This window comes from Rhodococcus sp. EPR-147 (genome assembly GCF_001647185.1).
In the GTDB taxonomy this organism is placed as follows: Bacteria; Actinomycetota; Actinomycetes; order Mycobacteriales; family Mycobacteriaceae; genus Rhodococcoides.
Genome location: NZ_LVCU01000231.1, coordinates 1 through 4,796, shown reverse-complemented (window position 1 = coordinate 4,796; position 4,796 = coordinate 1). Strand labels below are relative to the sequence as shown.

The following is a 4,796-nucleotide window of genomic DNA, read 5'->3' as shown; positions in this document are numbered from 1 at the left end:
GACGTGTGCAGTGGTCCATTGACGCGAACCGGGGCGCGCGCACGAAAAAACCCGCCACCGAAGTCGGTGGCGGGCTTTCCCAATGGTGAGACTTACTTGACCGACAGCGATTCCAGGATTTCGCGCGCGAGGGCCGCGGTCTCGGACGGCGTCTTGCCGACCTTGACGCCTGCGGCCTCGAGTGCGTCCTTCTTGGCCTGCGCGGTTCCCAGCGAGCCGGAGACGATGGCGCCTGCGTGGCCCATGGTCTTGCCCTCGGGAGCGGTGAAGCCTGCGACGTAGCCGACGACCGGCTTGGTCACGTTGGCCTTGATGTAGTCGGCTGCGCGCTCTTCGGCGTCGCCGCCGATCTCACCGATCATGACGATGATCTTGGTGTCGGGGTCCGCTTCGAATGCCTCGATGGCGTCGATGTGGGTGGTTCCGATGACGGGGTCGCCGCCGATGCCGATGGCGGTCGAGAAGCCGAAGTCACGCAGCTCGAACATCATCTGGTAGGTCAGCGTGCCGCTCTTGGAGACCAGGCCGATGGGGCCGGTTCCCGAGATGTTGGCGGGCGTGATGCCGACGAGAGCCTCACCGGGGGTGATGATTCCGGGGCAGTTGGGCCCGATGATGCGGGTCTTCTTGCCCTTCTCCACGTTGTAGGCCCACGCGTACGCGGAGTCCTGCACGGGGATGCCCTCGGTGATGACGACGAGCAGCGGGATCTCGGCGTCGATGGCCTCGACGATGGCGTCCTTGGAGAATGCCGGCGGGACGAACGCGATGGAGACGTCCGCTCCGGTCTTCTCCATGGCCTCGGCGACGGAGCCGAAGACCGGGAGTTCGATGTCGTTGCCGTCGGCGTCGACGTGCTTGACCGTGGTTCCGGCCTTACGTGCGTTGACGCCACCGACGACCTGGGTTCCGGCCTTGAGCATCAGGGCGGTGTGCTTGGTGCCTTCGCCGCCGGTGATGCCCTGGACGATGACCTTGTTGTCCTTGTTCAGAAAGATAGACATTGTTTCCTCTACTTCGCTGCCAGCTCGGCGGCCTTGTCGGCGCCCTCGTCCATGGTTCCGGCGAGCGTCACCAGCGGGTGCGCGGCGTCGGCGAGAATCTTGCGGCCCTCTTCGACCTTGTTGCCGTCGAGACGGACGACCAGCGGCTTGTTGGCGTCGTCGCCCAGCTTCTTCAGTGCGCCGACGATGCCGTTGGCTACTGCGTCGCACGCGGTGATTCCGCCGAAGACGTTGACGAACACGCTCTTGACCTGCTCGTCACCGAGGATGACGTCGAGGCCTGCGGCCATGACCTCGGCCGATGCGCCGCCGCCGATGTCGAGGAAGTTGGCGGGCTTGACGCCGCCGTGTGCCTCGCCCGCGTATGCGACGACGTCGAGGGTCGACATGACCAGTCCGGCACCGTTTCCGATGATGCCGACCTGTCCGTCGAGCTTGACGTAGTTGAGGTCGTTCTCCTTGGCCTTGGCCTCGAGGGGATCGGCTGCGTCCTTGTCCTCGAACTCGGCGTGGCCGGCCTGACGGAAGTCTGCGTTGGCGTCGAGCGTCACCTTGCCGTCGAGGGCCAGGATCTGATCGTCCGGGGTGCGAACCAGCGGGTTGACCTCGACCAGGAGAGCGTCTTCGTTGATGAAGACCTCCCACAGCTTCTGGATGGTCACCGCAGCGGCGTCGAGCACCTCGGCGGGAAGCTTGCCCTTTTCAGCGATTTCACGAGCAAAAGCAAGGTCGACACCCTTGACGGCGTCGACCGGGATACGTGCGAGTGCGTCGGGGTTCTCCTCCGCCGTCACCTCGATTTCGACGCCACCCTCGACCGAACACATGGCGAGGTAGGTGCGGTTGGTGCGATCGAGCAGGAAGGAGATGTAGTACTCCTCGGCGATGTCGGAGGCTTCTGCAACGAGAAGCTTCTTGACGACATGGCCCTTGATGTCGAGTCCGAGAATCGCTTCTGCGTTCTCGGTGGCTGCTGCGACGTCCTTGGAGTACTTGACGCCACCGGCCTTGCCGCGGCCGCCGACCTTGACCTGTGCCTTGACCATTACTGGCTTGCCGATTTCTTCGGCAATCTGTGTTGCTCCGGCGACCGTGTCGGTGACACGACCGGCGGAGGTGGGTACGCCATGCTTGGCGAACAATTCCTTCGCCTGGTATTCGAAGAGATCCATCAGCTCACCGTCTCGTCTACGTTGACGCCCGCTCCAGGGGTGTGAGCGGGTCTGAGCATGGACTTTATCCAGGTGTCCCGACAGCGCATCGGGCGCATGCATGCTATGTGGCCTATCTCACCGCCACCGGCTCGATGAAACGGCCGTCACCGATCGGCGCGGCGGGCCGAAAGTGCCGCGGCGACACCGAGAACGACGATTCCCGCCACCAACGGGAGCACCGCAGGGCCCATTTCCGGATCGGTGGCGCGTGCAGATGTCAGCGGCCAGGACGCCAGATGGACTATGCCTGCGACGGCTGCTCCGCCGAGCAGGACGCTGCCGCGTGCGGCCCGAGCTCGCGCCGCGACGACGGCGGCCACGATCACTCCGACGGCGAACAGCATCTGCCCCCAGGTGTCCCAGCCCCACGGAAATTCGGTGACGGTGGCGGCAGTGAAATCGCTGCCCCGATACAGCGGCAGGGCCAGGCCCACAGCGAGAAGTGCTGCACCGAACAAGCCGGTACCGAGCACCACGCCGTCGGTTGATGCGTCCGCGGACGTGTCGACGTCGTCGCGTTCGGCCGAGCCGGCGAACAGGGCCAGTAGTCCGGTGGCGGCCGCTGCGACGACGCCCGCGATGATCGCCAGAGCGCCGATGCCGGCACCGACGCCGTCCACGTCCTCGGCGAGCACCACCGACTGCAGCACCCCAGCCGCAGCGGCCACCGCGCCGAGCCAGAACATCGAGACGAAGGGCCGCGCAGCCGAGGCGAATTCGGAGAACAGCAGCGGCACCGAACCCAGAATCATCACGAACCCCGCGACCATCACCACGCGAGTGGCCAATATCTGAGGCACGGCGATCCCCGAGTCGGTCTCCAGAATCGGCAACAACGATCCGACGACGAACAGCACACCTGCAAGAACGCCGACGCTGCCGGCCGCGGCATGCCACCTCGTCGATCCGAGGCCTGCGACACCGCGGACACCTCGCGCACCCGACTCGCGCTGCTGCGCTCTCTCCAGCGCCCGACGGTCACGCGCAGCAGCGACGGGTGCAAGCACTGCGCCGCAGATCAGCAGTCCGAGACCCGCCAGCGTTCCCAGATAGGCACCGAGCCCGGCGTCGACCCGAGCTCCGGTGCTCAGCCCAGCGAGCAGACCGACCCCGGCGAAACCGAGTACGCCGAGCCCGGCACCGACGGCCGCACCCGACGCCACCTGCGGCGACAGGGAGGCCAGGGCCGACGCAGCCACCACGAGCGCCGCGATACCGACGACTCCGGAGCCCACCGCTACGAACACCGGCGACTCCACCACCGCCGTCACGATCACCACCGGATCGGACGAGCGGTACAGCGAGGCGAACGCCGCAACGGCCGCCAGCACACCGAATACGCCGAGCAGCGTCGCGAGCAACGGTCCGACACGACCCGCCGCCGCGCGCCCCACGTGTTCCGAATACACCGAGTGGCCGTACCCGTCACCGAGCCCGGCGCGGTGCACCGCAGACCACCCCGCAATACCCGCCAGCACCGACACAGCGTGACCGGCGAGCAGAACATAGGCACCGGCGGTCGCGTCGAGCATGGCGGCGCTCAGCGGGCGGAAGAGCTCGAGCCGATTCGCATCGATGGGATCGGACAGCAGGGCAACGTCGAGCAACGTGAGGCCGAGTGCCACTGCGCCGTATCCGGCCAGCAGAGCTGCGGCGAATTCGACGCGTTTGCCGACCACACCCACCGCGGCTCCGAGGACAACGACGACGGGGACGGCAGCGGCCAGGATCGCGGCCGCCATTGCCCCGGTACCCACCGGCGAACCGTCGGCGCTGCGGACGACGCCGATCAGCTGGGCCGCCACTGCGGCAACCGCAGCGATCAGAGCGAGTGCGACGGCAAGCGCGATGCGCGGAGTGGGCGACGGATCGTCGGCTCGGCCGAACTCTCCGTCCTGGGGTCGGATTCGCTGCGGTTCCGCTCGCTCGGAGCCGGAGGCGGACGAGTCGTCGAAGGTGGGAGTCGGCACTCGGATCACGGTATCGGCTCGATCGATGCGAGAACCGTTACTGTCACCGTGTGCCGTCCACGTGTTCTCGTGTCCGATTACGAATGTGGCCCGTCACGACATAACCGCTGGTCGCCTTGTGAGCCATCTCACATATGCCGCCGGTTTGGGCTGTTAACTTGCGCGCCTCGCAATCATTTCGTTACCGTCTGCCGAGTCTTTCAGTAACGGCCAGGTCACGGATAACGGAGGTTGTAGGTCTTGCAGCAACACCGTGCGTCCTTCACATCGAGCAGATTCTCTCGACCCTCGGCCGAAGACGCGACCACGGTCTACAGCTACGAGCCCGCCGCCGCACCTGCCGACAACGGTGCTTACGACGCGTACGCCTATCCCGCGTACCAGTACGCCGAGGCCGAGTACGTCGATACCGCCTACGTCGCAGCCGATGAGTCGCCGACCGTCGTCACCACGTTCGCCACCACCGCAGACGCCACCCCCGTGGCCCGTCGCGGCGGCGCACACCGCATCCCCCTTCCCCCCACCGCACTCAAGGGCCGAGCTGCAGTTCTCGCAGTGGCCGCAGGTGCGGTCGTCGCGGCCGGCCAGGCCGTCGTCAACGACGACGC

Annotated in this window: 3 protein-coding genes and 1 pseudogene; 1 reads left to right on the top strand and 3 read right to left on the bottom strand. The window is 66.5% G+C overall.

What is annotated here, in order from left to right; all coding sequences use genetic code 11:
• Positions 1-92: 92 nt before the first annotated feature.
• The 3 genes from sucD to A2J02_RS11310 form a co-directional block, all read right to left on the bottom strand.
• A complete protein-coding gene (sucD, locus tag A2J02_RS11320) occupies positions 93-1,004 on the bottom strand; it encodes a succinate--CoA ligase subunit alpha (protein ID WP_068050146.1) in 912 nt (303 codons plus the stop codon).
• 8 nt (positions 1,005-1,012) lie between these two features.
• The gene (gene sucC, locus A2J02_RS11315; protein ID WP_032377331.1) at positions 1,013-2,176 is read right to left on the bottom strand and encodes an ADP-forming succinate--CoA ligase subunit beta; all 1,164 of its coding nucleotides are present in this window, start codon (positions 2,174-2,176) and stop codon (positions 1,013-1,015) included.
• Between the two features lie 146 nt (positions 2,177-2,322).
• Complete coding sequence (locus tag A2J02_RS11310) at positions 2,323-4,188, bottom strand: hypothetical protein (RefSeq protein WP_156516192.1); 1,866 nt, start codon at positions 4,186-4,188, stop codon at positions 2,323-2,325.
• 240 nt (positions 4,189-4,428) lie between these two features.
• Between A2J02_RS11310 and A2J02_RS11305 the strand changes: the two are divergent.
• Positions 4,429-4,796: pseudogene (locus A2J02_RS11305) on the top strand (M23 family peptidase); the annotation flags it as partial.

What these genes read in the sequence shown, in the direction of transcription:
- sucD (WP_068050146.1), bottom strand. Translation starts at nt 1,004, where the DNA reads ATGTCTATCTTTCTGAACAAGGACAACAAGGTCATCGTCCAGGGCATC.
- sucC (WP_032377331.1), bottom strand. Translation starts at nt 2,176, where the DNA reads ATGGATCTCTTCGAATACCAGGCGAAGGAATTGTTCGCCAAGCATGGC.